Source organism: Arthrobacter sp. STN4, from assembly GCF_024539665.1.
Taxonomy (GTDB): domain Bacteria; phylum Actinomycetota; class Actinomycetes; order Actinomycetales; family Micrococcaceae; genus Specibacter.
Map to the genome: position 1 here is coordinate 39,527 of NZ_JAKZGX010000019.1, position 14,105 is coordinate 53,631.

Below are 14,105 nucleotides of genomic sequence, written 5' to 3' on the forward strand. Positions count from 1 at the left end.
CACCATGATTGACCTGTCCATCGCCGACGGCGTGGCCGAGATTGTCCTGAACGCCCCGCAGAAGCTGAACGCGCTCAACGAGACCGCGCTGGGGGAGCTGGGGGCCGCGTACGGCGAAGCCGCGGAAGCCGCCTCCGCGGGGGCCGTCCGGGCCCTGGTGCTCCGCGGGGAGGGGCGGGCGTTTTGTGCCGGCCGCGACATCGCCGGTGTGGACGGCGCCACCGACGACGTCAGCGGCTACCTCGACGGGCTGCTGGTCCCGCTCATGCAGAAGATGGGTGCCTTTCCGGCGCCCACCTTTGCCGCCGCGCAGGGTGCCTGCCTGGGCGTGGGGCTGGGCCTGCTGGTGGCCACGGACGTGGTGTACGTGGCGGAGACCGCCAAGATCGGCTCCCCGTTTGCCAACCTGGGGGCCACGCTGGATTCCGGCGGCCACTGGCTCTTCACCGAACGGCTCGGCACGCACCGCACCCTTGACCTGATCTACACGGCCGAGCTCATCAGCGGCACCGAGGCCGTGGCCTCCGGGCTGTTCAGCCGGGCCAGGCCCGCGGGGGAACTGCTTGATTTCACCCGTGCCGCGGCAGCGAAGGCGGCCAACGGCCCCACCCGGGCATTCAACGCCAGCAAGGCCCTGGTGGCGCGCATCCGAGACGAGCGGCTGGGACTGTGGGACGCCGTCGTGCGGGAAAACGAGGCGCAGGCCGCGCTGTCCAGGACGGCCGACTACCTCGAAGGCTTTGCCGCCTTCACCGCGAAGCGGAAGCCGGACTTTACCGGCAGGTAGCCCCAGGGCCATGGTTCCCGGAGCCTTAAACGCGGCCGGCCGGTGCCGCACCCCCGCTCAGTTAAGCGGGCGGGTGCCTTCCGGCAGGGAGCCGTTGTTCATGAGCTCGGTGGCGGCGTCGGCAATGGCGGTCAGGGCCACGCGCTGGATCCACGGACCGTAGGAAATCCGGGCCACGCCCAGCTCCTGCAGCCGGGACGGCGTGAGGGAACCGGGCACGTTGATGACGCTGACCTTCCCGCGCCCAATGCCGGCCACGAGCGCCTTGACGGTGGGCTCGTCCAGCTTGCCGGGCACAAAGACGCACGTGGCGCCGACCTCCAGGTAGGCGCGGCCGCGTTCGATGGCGGCCTCCAGCACCTCGCGCGGGTCGCGGTCCGCGCCGCGCAGGAAGGCGTCGGTGCGGGCGTTGAGGACAAAGTCGATGCCTTCGGCGGCGCCTGCGGCGGCGGCCTGCTTCATCTGCGCGACGGCCTGCGCCAGCGGTCGCATCTGGTCCTCGATGTTGGCACCGACTATCCCGACGCCGATCGCCTTGCGGATCGTCTCCCCGGGGTTGCCGTAGCCGGCCTCAAGGTCGGCTGTGACGGGCAGTTCGGTGGCTGCAGCAATCCGGCCGACGGCCTCGATCATGGTGGCGACCGGGATGTGCTCACCGTCCTCATAGCCGTAGGATGCCGCAATCGAATGGCTGGCCGTGGCCAGCGCCTTCGTGCCGGGCAGCTCCGAAATCACCTTGGTGCTGATGACGTCCCACACGTTGGCGAGCCGGAGAATTTCGGGCGCATTGTGGAGCCGGAGAAGCTCCGTGGCCTTGCTTGCTGTGCTCATGGAACGAGCCTAGTACTACAGTCGCGTTTATTTTCTCTGCGTTTGGAGTTTTAACCGTGTTCCGGGACGCGGACGTGTTAATCCTAGGCGGTGGGCGATGATATTTGCGTGGCGGACGTGGGGGAATGGGCCGATGGGCTGGCGGAGATCGGGAGCTGATCGGGGCCAGGTTCGCCCGTTCGGAGCCTCGGGCGAACGCTGTTGGGTATGTCAAGGGACTGCTCTCCGAGGAGGAGCGGAAGAATTCCTGGACGCTTTCGGAGCGCGCCGGGCATCGGGTCCCGGACCGGATGCAGCGTCTGCTCTCAAGCACGGACTGGGATCCGGACGGGTTGCGGGATGACCTGCGCTCCTTCGTGGTGGAAAGGATCGGTGACCCCGACGGGGTGCTGGTGATCGACGAGACGGGGTTCCTGAAGAAGGGCACCCGCTCGGCAGGCGTCGCCCGTCGGTACTCCGGAACCGCCGGGCGGGTGGAGAACTCCCAGATCGGGGTGTTCCTCACCCATGCCACCGGGCGCGGGCGCACCTTCCTGGACCGGGAACTGTATCTGCCCAAGGCCTGGACCGAGGACCCCGGACGCTGCGACGCGGCCGGGGTGCCCAGAGACCGGTAGTTCAGGACCAAGCCGGAGCTGGCCATGGACACGCTCCTGCGTGCCCTGGACGCAGGAGTCCCGGCGGCCTGGGTGGCCGGGGACGCGGTTTACGGCCAGTACCACCGGCTGCGCCGCACTCTGGAGGAACGCGGGCTCCACTACGTCCACGCCGTCCCGGTCTCCCAGCGCGTCATCGTCAAGGACGGGACCTTTGCCGGCACCGAAAAGCGCGCCGATGCCGCCGTGGCAGACCTCGCGCCTGCCGCGTGGCGCACCCGGTCAGCCGGCGAGGGATCCAAGGGCGTGCGGGACTACGCCTGGGCGCGGGTGCGCATCAACGGCGCCGAAGACCGGCGTGCGGAGCACTGGCTGCTCGCCGGGCGTTCCCTGGCCAGGCCCGAGGAAATTGCCTGTTTCATCTGCCACACCCCTAACGCGTCGCCCTGGCCCAGATGGCCCGCATCGCCGGGATCCGCCGGGCCATCGAGGAAACCTTCCAGACCGCCAAGGGCGAAGCCGGACTGGACCACTACCAGGTCCGCCAATACGCCGGCTGGTACCGGCACATCACCCTCTCGATGCTCGCCCATGGGTTCCTGACCACCGTCAGGGCCAAAAAAGGGGCACCGGAACCGGGCAGGAAAGCCTCGTAGCGCTCTCCCTGCCCGAAATCCGCCACCTCATCACACGTCTCGCCTGGGCAAGCATCCCGGACCCCAGCCACGTCCTACACCGCTCACGCTGGCGCCGAAAACACCAACACCGCGCACGCGAACACCAGTACCAGAGCCGCAGATCAACCATATTAACGCGACTGTAGTACTAGGGCGTGTCTCCTAATGCTGAGCTCCAGATGGCGACGGACTGCAGGACGACGGCCGAGCGGTAGGTGAGGGCGAGCTTGCCGTACCGGTGGCCAGGGACCGCCATTGCTTGAGCGCGTTGAAGCTGCGCTCGACGACGTTGCGGCGTCTGCAGGCTTCCTTGTCGTAGCTGACCGGCCTGCCGCCAGCGGAGCCATTGCGCTGTCGGTTGGCCTTCTGGTCCTCCTTTTCCGTCGATGACGCACTCGATGCCACTCTCCCGCAGGTAGGCCCGGATCGCTTTGGATGAGTAGGCTTTGTCGGCCATGGCCCGATCCGGGCGGGTGCGTGCCCGTCCGCGGCCCTCCCTTTCGACCTTCAGGGCCTCCATCAGGTTCTCGAACATGGGCGAGTCCCCGCCCTGGCCCGGCCCAAGGAGCTGGACCAGCGGGCGTTGATTACCGTCGACCAGGGCGTGGATCTTGGTGGTCAGGCCGCCGCGGGAGCGGCCGATGGCGTGATCGGCAGGCTCCACGAGCAGATTCTTCTCATTCGACAGGTCCCCCTGTGTGGCGGGGGAGGTTGGTGCCATGCTGGTGGGCACGGTGGACCGTGGAATCCACCGACACCTCCCAATGGATCAGCCCGGCGGCATCCGCCCGTGTCAGCAGGGCGGCCGGGGCCTTGTCCCCGGTCCCGTCGCCACTGTGGCCGCGGTGGCGCTTCCAGACCGTCTGCCACGGCCCGAAATGCGGCGGCAGGTCCCGCCACGGGATGCCGGCCCGGTACCGGTAGATGATCCCCTCCGCCACGAGGCGGTGATCCTTGAACGGACGGCCCAACTTCCCCTCGGACTCAGGCATCAGCGGGGCAATGTGCTTCCACTGGGCATCGGACAACACGGCGTAGCGAGGGTTCATTCCTTCATCCTGCCGATGCAACAGCCAGATCATTGGGAGACGGGCCCCGGTTGGGCTAACGGGCCGCTTCGAGTCGTAGCCGGGTATGCGTCAGGATGGGCACAACGGCCCGGCCCGTGACCAGCCGGCCATCGCTGACGAAGCCCTCTTCCCGGCCGGTAAGATCCTGGACCAGCCGGGACTTCCACAGCTCCAGCAGGTGCGCGTGCGTAGGGTCCGCAGCCAGATTTTCCAGTTCCTCCGGATCCGCGTCCAGATCGAAGAGCTCCTCCGTACCCCAGCCCGAAGCCCACAGATATTTGACGTGGCCGTCCGTCACCCACTGCAGGGACTGCCCGAAATAGACGTGCTCGCCGTGCAGCCACCGGCGGACCGGCAGACCGTTTTCGCCGCGGAGTGCTGGAACCAGGGACTTACCGTCACACTCGGGCGGAACGGGCAGGCCGGCCAGTTCCAGCAGGGTGGGCATCACGTCGCGCAGTTCCACCACCTGGTCCGCGACGGCCCCCCGGAGCGCACCGCCATCCGAGGGTGCAGCAGCAACGATGAACGGTATCCGGGCGGAGCCCTCGTAGCCAACGGCTTTCCGGTAGAAGTCGTGATCCCCCATCATCTCTCCATGGTCGCTGGTGAAGGCGATGACGGTATTGTCCGCCAGCCCGAACCCGGTCAGGGCCTCCCTCAGCCGCATGATCTGCAGGTCAACGTGGGCCATCAGCCCGTAGTAGCCGGCACGGGCGCGGTGTGTGACCGCCTCGGACAGTGTGCCGAACGCGGCCTGGTGCAAGCCGTCGGTCCGCACCCGATCATAATGGTGTTCCCAGTTCCCCAGCCGGCGCCGGAAGGCAGGCAGGTCCAGATACTGCTCAAAAGCCCAGGCCGGCGGATCGTAGGGTGGATGCGGGCGGTGGAAGGACAGGTACAGGAAAAAGGGTCGGGTGGGGTCGCGCCGGTACAGCCAGTCGATGGCCTGGGTTCCCGCCCAGCTGGTCGGGTGCAGCCGTTCAGCCTTGTCCCAAGGCCGGGCTACAGTGGAGTTGCAGTTCACCCCGTGGTCAAAATACTCCTCATCCGGGCCCACCCCGGGCTGCCGCCGTAGCCAGGGCACATAGTCGTCGAAAAACCTGAAATTGAGCTTGTGCTCCCGACGGGCAAAGTGCAGGAAACCGTCGTGCAGAATCACGTCGTCGAAACCGGCCCTGCTCCGTTCCGGATAGACGTGCATCTTCCCGACCGCCTGGGTCTGGTAGCCCGCCTTGCGGAACTCTCCGGCAAGGGTGACCGGGTGTGCCACCTCGAACGGAATGCCCTCCTGGTAGCCGACCCGGCCGTGCCGCTCCTGGGACTGCCCTGTGAACAGGGCCACCCGCGCCGGAACGCAGGTGGGAGTTGCGGAATACGCATGATCAAACCGAGTCCCGGCTGCCGCAAGCTCATCCAGGTGCGGAGTTTGCAGATGGGGGTGCCCCGCCGCAGAGAGGCAGTCTCCGCGCCACTCGTCGGCACAGATCAGGACCACATTGGGACGTGTCACGACGGCGTCATTCCACGTTCAGGACCGTCGTTGGGAAATTTCGGGGCCCCCGTCCGGAAGCCGCAGCTGCCGCCGGCGGACCTGGGACAAGCCCTGCCAAATGTTGCAGCGGTGTTCCGGAACGCCCCCGGCGCCCACTCGTCGCTCCAGGGGTAGCGGGCCCGCGCTAGGCTGGCCCGGCGGCAAATTCCCATTGCGCCTCGGTGGGCAGGCACCGGCCGGCCGAGGCGCAGTAGGCCAGCGCATGGGTGTGCGAGACCTGGGTGACTGGGTGGTCCCGAATCTCCTGCGCCACTCTGAGGCGCCGCGGCCTCACGCCAGGCATCGCGGGCAGGCGGCCTGCAGCATTGCCCCATGACTTCTCCCTCCGGCCGCACCGGCCAAGCTGATGCGAACTCTCATCTGCGGTCTTTGACTTCTGGTTTGATCCCGCCTCGGGCCGTGGCCAAAGAGGGCTCCTTTTGCCTTCATGGTAGTCCAGTCATGCCGTCACCGCAGGGTCCATATGAATAATAATGATTGGTATTGCTTTATTCAATCATCATATTGCACTCTGGTGCGTCTTCCCTTATGGTCTATTAAACGGTTAACGAGATGCAGGCCACAGCGATGGGCATCACCCAAGGTAAGAGGAGAGAGCATGATCTCGACCACGAGCGAGGAACGGCAAGCGCCGTCCCGGCAGTCTGCCGTGGCTTCAAGGCCTCCGGGAAAACCCCTGGGCGCACGGAAGGCCAGGAAGAGCGCCGCCGGCAGGCAGAGCCTGAGGGTGCGCTGGAAACGGGACCGGCAGATGCTGTTGATGATGGTCCCCGGGCTGGTGTTCCTGCTGCTGTTCTTCTACATCCCGATTCTGGGCAACGTCATCGCGTTCCAGGACTATCAGCCATTCCTGGGGATCCTGAACAGCGACTGGGTCGGGCTGCAAAACTTTGTGGACCTCTATTTCGACCCCGATTTTTGGGTTGCCCTGCGGAACACGCTGGTGTTGGCGCTGTGGCAGCTGGTGCTGTTCTTCCCGGTGCCGCTGGGACTGGCGCTGATCGTGGACTCGCTGATGAGCACCAAGATCCGGCGGTGGTTCCAGAGCATTGTCTACCTGCCGCACTTCCTCTCCTGGGTCCTGGTCATCGCCTTGTTCCAACAGGTGCTGGGAGGTGCCGGCCTGGTCAATAACGAGCTGCGGCAGTTGGGCCTGGGGGCCATCCCATTCATGACCAATCCGGATACTTTTCCGTTGCTGGCCACCGTCCAGCTGGTCTGGAAGGACGCGGGCTGGGCGATGATCATCTTCCTCGCGTCGTTGGCAAGCATTGACGGCTCGCTTTATGAGGCAGCCGCGACGGATGGTGCCGGCCGCTGGCGCCGGATGTGGCACATCACGCTGCCTGGCCTGCGGTCCATCATCGTCCTGCTGCTCATCCTGCGGATCGGGGACATCCTCAGCGTCGGCTTTGAACAGTTCCTGCTCCAGCACGACGCCGTCGGCCCTGGAGCGTCCGAAGTGCTGGACACCTTCACCTACTTTGCCGGGGTGGTGGGAGGCGGCTGGAGCATGGGCGCGGCGGCCGGCCTGGCCAAGGGAGTTGTGGGGGCCATCCTGATCTTCGCAGCCAATAAGGTGGCCCACCGAATGGGCGAACCCGGAATCTTTTCGAAAAAGGTCGGCTAGGTTCCCGGCCCGGCCAGGACGCCAGCCATCCAAGGAGACATGTCATGGCAATAAACGCACAAGTCCGGAATGCCTCGGACGGCACGCCGCCCAGCGGCAAGCCATCCCAGGGCAAACAGTCCAATCGGAAACTGTCCAAACGCAAACGCTCAGGCCTGACGTTCAACCCTAACCGGCCTGCCTGGAAGGAACCGGCGTCGCCGCTCTACCAGTGCATCAAGGGCGTCATCTTGGGGCTGATCACGCTGTCCATTGTGCTGCCGATCCTGCTGGTGGTCTCCACCTCGTTGGCCGATGACCAGCAACTGGTGCAGGCCGGCGGCTACGTCCTGTGGCCCACGCATCCGACCCTGCAGTCCTACGAAGCCATCTTCAGCGGATCGTTCATGTTCCGGGCGCTGGGGGTCAGTGCGGTCGTGACGGCCGTGGGCACCCTGCTGGCTCTGTTCGTCACGATCACGATGGCATACGCCACCAGCCGTCCCGTGCTTTTCGGCCGCCCGGTCCTGCTGCTGGTGCTGTTCACGCTGCTCTTCGCCCCGGGACTGATCCCGATGTTCCTGATGGTCAAGCAACTGGGGCTGCTGAACACCTTGTGGTCGCTGATCCTGCCTGGCATTTTCGGAGCCTTCAACTTTGTGGTGATGCGCTCCTTCTTCATGAACATTCCGCAGGAGCTGGTTGAAAGTGCCAGGATCGACGGCGCGGGGGATTTCAAGATCCTGTGGAAGATTGTGCTGCCGCTCTCCAAGGCCGTGGTCGCCGTCGTCGGACTGTTCTATGCGGTCGGATTCTGGAACGCCTTCTTCAACGCCATGCTCTACATCAATGACCAGACCAAGTTCCCGGTCCAGCTGGTGCTGCGCAACTACGTGGTGCAGGGCGGTGGGCTGGCGGATCAGCTGGGCATCGCGTCCGCCCCGCCGCCGCAGTCCATGCAGATGGCCATCGTGGTGGTGGCGCTGCTGCCCATTCTCCTTGTCTACCCGTTCCTCCAGAAGCACTTCAACAAGGGCGTCATCACCGGCGCCATCAAGGGATAACCCAGAAAGGGGTATGCGATGAACCGCACCTCCCAGGCCGGCGTCAGCCGGCGTAATTTCCTAGGCCTCGCGGGGCTGTCCGTGACCGCGGTAGCCATGGGGGCTTCGCTGGCCGGCTGCGGCAGCTCCGGCTCGGGCTCCGGCGGCGGAGCGGCGGCCTCGGCCGACGTAAAGCTGCCCACGTACAAGGAGTTCACCGGCATCACTGCGGAGTTTGCCGGTAACGCCAAGGGTTTGCAGGCCGGCTTCCTGAAGATGCCGAGCCCCGTCCAGACGGTAAAGGCGCCGCCGCTTAAGGGCACGGTCACGGGCCTGACGGAGACGTTCGAGACGATGTCTCCGGCCATGGCGGACAATCCGTTCTGGCAGCGGCTCAACGCAAAGCTGGGCGGCACCCTGGACCTGCAGATTGCCGAGGACGTCGGCGACGGCTACCCGGCCAAGTTTGCCACGATCCTGGCCAGTGACACGCTGCCGGACATGATGTGGGTTCCGCCGAACCAAGGCATCCCCAACATCGGACCCATGCTGGAAGCCAAATTCCAGGACCTGACCAAATACCTCTCGGGGGATGCCGTCCTGGAGTACCCCAACCTGGCCGCACTGAAGCCGGATTCGTGGAAGACCGCCGTCGTCAACGGCAAGATCTGGGGCGCACCCATCCCCAGCACTCCCTTCGGTCAGGTCATGGCCGGCAACAAGAGCACCTGGGCACAGGTCGGCGGCCTGACCGCGTCCACCGCCGACGAGTTCTTCCAGAAAGCCAAGGAACTCACCCGGCCCAACGAGGGCAAGTACGCCCTGGAGCCGGCGTACATCAACATGCTGCACATGATCACCGAGTGGCTGGGCGCGCCCAACGGCTGGGCGGTGAATAAGGACCGCACCCTGACCAACCGCTACGAAACCCCGCAGTATGAGGCAGGCCTGGAATATGCGGCGAAGCTCTTCGCCGCCGGCTGCTTCTACCCGGACGCCAACGCCACAGACATCTCGAACCGGATCGTCAACGGCAGCGTCGCCGCCCAGGTCATTGTGGGCCCGCACAACATTGCCCGCTACCGAAATTTGGACAAGAACGCCCAGACGGAGATCCTGATTCCCTTCGGCTTCGACGGCAAGACCAAGCCCACCTACGACATGGGCTACGGCACCGTCGGCTTCACTCCGTTCAAGAAGACCGACGAGGGCAAGATCCGGGAACTGCTGGCCCTGATCAACTATCTGTCCGCGCCGTTCGGCAGCGCCGAGTACCTCCAGAAGAACTACGGCGAGCTGGGCAAGGACTTCACCCTGGATCCCAACGGCAACCCGGTCATGACCGAATCAGGGCAGACCGACATTCCGGGCCTGGCCAGCGCCCTGAACATCATGTCCAGCCCGGAAAATGTCATCTTCAATCCCGCGTTCCCGGACGACACCAAGTACATCTACCAGCAGGAGCAGAAACTGCTGGAATTCGCCTGGCGCAATCCGACCAACGGCACCTACTCGGACACGAATTCCAAGGTCGGCTCCAAGATCACCAAGATCATCACGGACAAGACCATCGACATCATCACCGGCCGGGCCAAGGTCTCCGACTTCAAGGACGCCCTCAAACGCTGGAAGGACGGCGGCGGAGACAAGATCCGCGAGGAGTACCAGAAGGCGCTTCCGTCGGACGTTCCCGTCTTCGGCGCGTAGGTCAGGCGGGCAACTCCGGCGCAGTTACAGTAACCTGCAAACAGGACAACAGCAGAGATTGGGGGAACCGATGCGGGCTACCATCCGGAGCGTGGCCGGCGAGGCGGGGGTGTCGACGGCGACCGTCTCCTATGTGCTTTCGGGGCGCCGCGGTGTCCAGGGCGGGGCGGGGGTTTCGCCGGCGACGATCAGGCGGGTCCGCGAGGCGGCGGACCGTCTGGGGTATCAGCCCAACCCTGCCGCCCGGGCCATCCGGACCGGCCGGACCAACACCGTGCTGCTGTCCCTGACCATGCTCTCGGACCCGTGGTCGCTGGCCGTCATTGAAGCCGTCCAGCGGCGGGCAGCCCCGCTGGGCATCACCCCGCTAATCTTGGCTGATGCTGACTGGGCCCAGGTCCTGCAGAGCCACGACGCGGATGCCGTGTTCATCGACGCGGTTCCGCCCGACCACAGGGAGGACCTGCTCCGGTTGGCCGGGCGGGGTACCCGGTTAGTCGTTTTCAGCGAGGTGCTGGAGCCGGCCGGATTTGACGTGATCCGTTCCCTGGCATTGCCTGGCTGCGGGCTGGCGATGGGGCACCTGCTGCGCAGCCACACCCGGATTGGTTGCCTGACTTCAGGTCGGGGGATCGACCCGCAGCGCCCCTCCCGCTACCTGCCCTACGTGGAGGCGCTGGCCGGCGCCGGGCTGGAACTGCGGGAGGACTACGTGGAAAGCTACGAGGTCCTCCCGGCCAGTGCCTATGACGCGGCGGTGCGCCTGCTTTCCAACCCGGAGCGGCCCACGGCCATCTACGCCACCACGGACTTCGCGGCCATGAGCGCCATTAACGCCGCTCAGCGAATGGGCCTGACCGTGGGCCTGGACATCGACATCATCGGGGTGGGCAACACGGTGGAGGGCGAACGGATGACACCTTCGCTCAGCTCGGTGGGACCGGCCGGATTCTTCGACGCGGTGGCCACGCTGCTGCTGGACCGGGCCAAGGGCGAAGGAGGGGAGCCGGAGGTGTTGGAATTCCCTTGGCAGCTGTTTGCCCGGGAGTCCGCGCCGCTCCGTCAGGGTTCCGGCGGCGGTTCCCATGAGCAGAGTTAGAGGATCAGAGTTAGCGATCAGCAGGTTTCCGCAGGCCAGGCTTGGCGGCGGATAGTGGCGACAGAAGGAATGAAAAGGCAGTGGATACAAGGGATTTGAAGGTCGGGATCGTCGGTTTCGGGCTGCGCTCGGGGTTATGGCGCCACGTGCACAAACCGGGCGCTGGTTCGGAGGTCACGATGGTGTGCGATGTCAGCGAGCGGGGCCGGGCGGACGCGGCGGCGAAGATTCCGACGGCGAAGGTCACCGGTGAACTGGAGGTGCTTTTGGCCGCCGGGCTGGACGCGGTGCTGGTGCTGACCCCGGACAACCAGCATGCCGCGGTAGCGGTGAGGACCCTGAAGGCAGGGATCGCCACCTTCTGCGAGAAGCCGCTCGACGTGACCCTGGAGGCCGCGGATCTGGTGCTGCAGACCGCCTATGAGACGGGGACCCGTCTGTATGTGGGGCACAACATGCGGCACATGCCCGTCGTCGTCCAGATGCGCCAACTGATCCAGGAGGGCGCCATCGGGGAGGTCAAGGCCGTCTGGTGCCGGCACTTCGTGGGCAACGGCGGGGACTACTACTTCAAGGACTGGCATGCCGAGCGGGCCAACACCACCGGCCTGCTGCTGCAGAAGGGTGCGCACGATATTGATGTCATCCACTGGCTCGCTGGTGGCTACACCAGTCGGGTCTCGGCGGTCGGGGACCTCGCGGTTTACGGCGGTGTGGCCAGTCGGAGGGACAACAGCGACCGGCGGATGGGGGACTGGTTCAATGTGGACAACTGGCCGCCGACCGAGCAGACGGACCTGAACCCGGTCATCGATGTGGAGGACATCTCCATGATGCAGATGGTGCTGGACAACGGTGTGCTGGCCTCCTATCAGCAGTGCCACTTCACCCCGGACTACTGGCGAAACTATACGGTCATCGGCACTAGGGGCCGGATCGAGAACTTTGGTGACGGCCCGGGCGGGCAGATCTATGTGTGGACCAGCAGGAGCCAGGACGGCTTCAGCGAGCCGGACCGGAAGGTTATGATCGGCGACGGCGAGGGTGGCCACGGCGGGGCGGATCCGTTGCTCATGGTGGAATTCCTGGACTTTGTCCGCAGCGGCCGACGGACCCGTACCAGTCCGGTGGCTGCCCGGCAGGCCGTGGCCGCAGGGGTGCTGGCCACCGAATCCCTGCGCGGAGATGGCTCTGCCCGCGAGGTACCGGACCTTCCTGCCGAGCTGCTGGACTACTTCCGGGACGGCCAGCCGGCCCGGATTGCTGTGGAACCGTGAGTCGGGCATCCGGGATCGCGGCGCGGGGAAGCCTGGCTGCAGCGGAATCGCGTGAACCGACGCTGGGCATCCGCAGGGGCCAGCTCTTCCGCGGCGAAAACAAGCACCGGATCCTGGCCGGAGCCATCCACTACTTCCGCGTGCATCCGGAGCAGTGGGAGGACCGGATCGCACGCCTGGCCGCCATGGGCGCCAACACCCTTGACACCTATATCGCCTGGAACTTCCATCAGCCCAAATCCGGACAAGCACCGGATTTTTCCGGCTGGCGGGACGTTGGCCGGTTCATCAGGCTGGCCCAGCGGGCCGGGCTCGACGTGATCGTCCGGCCCGGACCGTACATATGCGCCGAGTGGGACAACGGCGGGTTTCCTTCCTGGTTGACGGCCGCGCCGGGCATCGGGCTGCGATGCTCCGAACCTGTCTTCAGCTCCGCCGTGGAAACCTGGTTTGACCAACTGCTTCCCGAGCTTGCCCCGTTGCAGGCCAGCCAGGGCGGCCCCATAATCGCCTTTCAGGTGGAGAACGAATACGGCAGCTACGGTGACGACCGTGAGTACCTGCGCTGGAACCGGCAGGCGCTTCAAGAACGCGGCGTCACGGAGATGCTCTTCACCGCTGACGGCGGCACGGACTACTTCCTGGACGGAGGCGCCCTGCCGGACACCTGGGCCACGGCCACCCTGGGCAGCCGCAGCGACGAAGCGATCGAAACCTGGAAGCGCCGCCGTCCCGGCGAGCCCTTTTTCAACGTGGAATTTTGGAACGGCTGGTTTGACCACTGGACCGAGCACCATCACACGCGGGACGCGGCAGAAGCTGCAGGCGAGGTGCGCACGATGCTGGCCTTGGACGCCTCCGTCTGCCTGTACATGGCCCACGGTGGCACCAATTTCGGGCTCCGCTCCGGATGCAACTACGACCGGGTCCTGCAGCCCACCGTCACCAGCTACGACTCGGACGCGCCGATTGCCGAAGACGGAACCCTGACCGAGAAATACCATGCGATGCGCGCCGAGTACCATGCCGCAGCAGGCAAGGAACTCAAGCCCCTCCCTGATGAGCTCCTGAAGCCGGCGGCGGTGGTGCCACATCAAGAGTTGGCCGTGCGCCACGGAGCCCAGCTGTTGGACTTCGTCCGCTCCCACCAGGCCGTAAACAGTGTGCGGCCCCTCAGCTTTGAGCAACTCGGTCTCGACCGGGGTCTGGTGCTCTATAGCGCCAGCGCCGTGCTGCCCGCGGCGGAAACCACCATCACGATCAGGGGGCTGCACGACAGAGCCTACCTTTGGGTTGACGGCGTCTTCGCGGGTGTCCTGGACGATGCGCAGGGGGGCGAGGTCGTCCGCCTCATGGGCACGGGAAGGCCAGTCAAGCTCGAGGTCCTGGTCGAAAACCAGGGCCGCATCAACTACGGTCCGTTGCTGGGACAGGGGAAAGGCATCCTGGGCGGCGTCCTGGTGGGCCGGAGGTACGTCTTCCATTGGGAGCAGCGCACGGTTCCGCTTGAGGATCTGGATGAGGACAGGCTAAAGGGGCTGTCCTCCCCGACGTCCACTGCGGTGGCTGACACATCCGGCTCCGGATTCGCAACTGCCGAATTCCACCTCGAGGCGCCGGCAGATGCCCATCTTGCGCTGCCCGGATTCGGTAAGGGTTTCGCCTGGGCGAATGGGTTCCTGCTAGGCCGGTACTGGGAGACCGGCCCGCAAGTTACGCTCTACGTTCCGGCTCCGGTGCTGCGTCCCGGAACCAACCGAATCACCGTCCTTGAGTTGGAACGCCTCGGGACCGCCCTGGAACTGCGGGACAGGCCGGACCTGGGACCTGCCGCATCCCCGGCGGCGTAGTACT

At 65.7% G+C, this 14,105-nt stretch carries 12 protein-coding genes and 1 pseudogene; 8 read left to right on the forward strand and 5 right to left on the reverse strand.

What is annotated here, in order from left to right:
* The first annotated feature begins 4 nt into the window (after nt 1-4).
* A complete protein-coding gene (locus tag MMF96_RS13625) occupies nt 5-787 on the forward strand; it encodes an enoyl-CoA hydratase/isomerase family protein (protein WP_176618114.1) in 783 nt (260 codons plus the stop codon).
* 57 nt (nt 788-844) lie between these two features.
* Here the strand turns inward: MMF96_RS13625 and MMF96_RS13630 are convergent, their stop codons facing one another.
* On the reverse strand, nt 845-1,618 hold the full coding sequence (locus MMF96_RS13630) for an isocitrate lyase/phosphoenolpyruvate mutase family protein (RefSeq protein ID WP_256883845.1): 774 nt from the start codon (nt 1,616-1,618) through the stop codon (nt 845-847).
* Nucleotides 1,619-1,743: 125 nt separating this feature from the next.
* Between MMF96_RS13630 and MMF96_RS13635 the strand changes: the two are divergent.
* Nucleotides 1,744-2,870, forward strand: a pseudogene (locus MMF96_RS13635) (IS701 family transposase).
* A gap of 169 nt (nt 2,871-3,039) precedes the next feature.
* Here MMF96_RS13635 and MMF96_RS19930 read toward each other — a convergent pair.
* The 4 genes from MMF96_RS19930 to MMF96_RS19670 all read right to left on the reverse strand — a co-directional run bounded on the left by MMF96_RS19930 (nt 3,040) and on the right by MMF96_RS19670 (nt 5,799).
* Nucleotides 3,040-3,555, reverse strand: coding sequence for a transposase (locus tag MMF96_RS19930; protein WP_375141438.1), 516 nt, complete (start codon nt 3,553-3,555; stop codon nt 3,040-3,042).
* A gap of 13 nt (nt 3,556-3,568) precedes the next feature.
* Entirely contained in the window at nt 3,569-3,940 is a 372-nt protein-coding gene (locus MMF96_RS19935; protein WP_375141439.1) for a transposase, read from the reverse strand.
* Between the two features lie 55 nt (nt 3,941-3,995).
* Nucleotides 3,996-5,474 (reverse strand): arylsulfatase, encoded by a 1,479-nt coding sequence (locus tag MMF96_RS13645; RefSeq protein ID WP_256883846.1) that lies wholly within the window; start codon nt 5,472-5,474, stop codon nt 3,996-3,998.
* A 166-nt stretch (nt 5,475-5,640) separates the two neighbouring features.
* Nucleotides 5,641-5,799: an SUMF1/EgtB/PvdO family nonheme iron enzyme gene (locus MMF96_RS19670; protein ID WP_306295887.1), complete on the reverse strand. Its 159-nt coding sequence runs from the start codon at nt 5,797-5,799 to the stop codon at nt 5,641-5,643.
* A 315-nt stretch (nt 5,800-6,114) separates the two neighbouring features.
* Between MMF96_RS19670 and MMF96_RS13655 the strand changes: the two genes are divergently transcribed.
* The 6 genes from MMF96_RS13655 (at nt 6,115) to MMF96_RS13680 (ending at nt 14,101) form a co-directional block, all read left to right on the forward strand.
* Nucleotides 6,115-7,146 (forward strand): sugar ABC transporter permease, encoded by a 1,032-nt coding sequence (locus MMF96_RS13655; protein WP_256883847.1) that lies wholly within the window; start codon nt 6,115-6,117, stop codon nt 7,144-7,146.
* Between the two features lie 44 nt (nt 7,147-7,190).
* Entirely contained in the window at nt 7,191-8,189 is a 999-nt protein-coding gene (locus MMF96_RS13660; RefSeq protein ID WP_256883848.1) for a carbohydrate ABC transporter permease, read from the forward strand.
* Nucleotides 8,190-8,207: 18 nt separating this feature from the next.
* Nucleotides 8,208-9,875, forward strand: coding sequence for a sugar ABC transporter substrate-binding protein (locus MMF96_RS13665; RefSeq protein WP_256883849.1), 1,668 nt, complete (start codon nt 8,208-8,210; stop codon nt 9,873-9,875).
* 70 nt (nt 9,876-9,945) lie between these two features.
* Nucleotides 9,946-10,974 (forward strand): LacI family DNA-binding transcriptional regulator, encoded by a 1,029-nt coding sequence (locus tag MMF96_RS13670; protein ID WP_256883850.1) that lies wholly within the window; start codon nt 9,946-9,948, stop codon nt 10,972-10,974.
* 80 nt (nt 10,975-11,054) lie between these two features.
* On the forward strand, nt 11,055-12,251 hold the full coding sequence (locus MMF96_RS13675) for a Gfo/Idh/MocA family protein (protein WP_256883851.1): 1,197 nt from the start codon (nt 11,055-11,057) through the stop codon (nt 12,249-12,251).
* On the forward strand, nt 12,248-14,101 hold the full coding sequence (locus MMF96_RS13680) for a beta-galactosidase (protein WP_256883852.1): 1,854 nt from the start codon (nt 12,248-12,250) through the stop codon (nt 14,099-14,101). The genes MMF96_RS13675 and MMF96_RS13680 overlap by 4 nt, the downstream gene beginning before the upstream one ends.
* Nucleotides 14,102-14,105: the final 4 nt, after the last annotated feature.